Consider the following 781-nt stretch of genomic DNA (forward strand, 5'->3'; position numbering starts at 1 on the left):
ACCGCGATCATCAGCGGCAGCTGCGAGCCCTCGATCTTCATCTGGTGGATGTAGGCGTTGCGGGCCATCATCTCGGTGTGCAGCGCGCGCACGAACATCGCGGCGCGCAGCGCGTCGTACACGATCGCGCCGCAGCCGGGGTAGCCGTCGAGGCCGTCGAGTTCGATCATCTTCGGATCGACGCCGACGAACGGAACCCCGCGGCGGGCGGCCTCGGTCAGCAGGGTGCGGATCACCGAGGTCTTGCCGCCCCCGGTCGGGCCGACGATCAGGCAGTGCGGTTTGTTGGAGCTGGTGGAGACGTCCCAGTACATGATGCGGTCCGCGGCACCGGTCGCATACGGCAGGTGCCGCAGGTTCTCGTCGACCACTGCGAGCGGGTGGTCGACGCGCGAGGGCATCGCGGTGACCAGGCGCATCACCAGGTAGCCCCGTTCCGGGTACCAGTCGGTGGTCCAGTTCCGACCGGACTCGTGCGGGCCCGCCAGGGAGACGAGGGCTTCCTCGACCTTGAGCTGGAAGCCCTCCACACCGGCGTTCATCGACTTCTCGAACGCGATCCGGTATCCGATCTCGATGCCGGCCTCGTCAACGCTCTCGACCGACACCCTCGGGTCGGTGAACATCGAGGCCGCATCGAGCGCGGACTGGAGTGTCCGCTGACGGATGGATCGGGTGTCCGGGGTGATCGACTCTCGGGTGATGACGATGCGGTCGCGGTGCGCCACGTGCCGCACCGTGGTCTCGCTCTGTGCGGTGGCGGGGAAGGCTGCCTCGATCG

1 protein-coding gene is annotated in these 781 nt (G+C 67.9%); it reads right to left on the bottom strand.

Features of this window, described 5'->3' with window-relative positions; translation table 11 throughout:
- On the bottom strand, nucleotides 1-781 hold a 781-nt coding region (locus P3H15_RS54225; RefSeq protein ID WP_276144861.1), incomplete at both ends, for an FtsK/SpoIIIE domain-containing protein.

It is taken from the genome of Rhodococcus sp. T2V (genome assembly GCF_029269925.1).
GTDB classification, from domain to species: Bacteria; Actinomycetota; Actinomycetes; order Mycobacteriales; family Mycobacteriaceae; genus Rhodococcus_F; species Rhodococcus_F koreensis.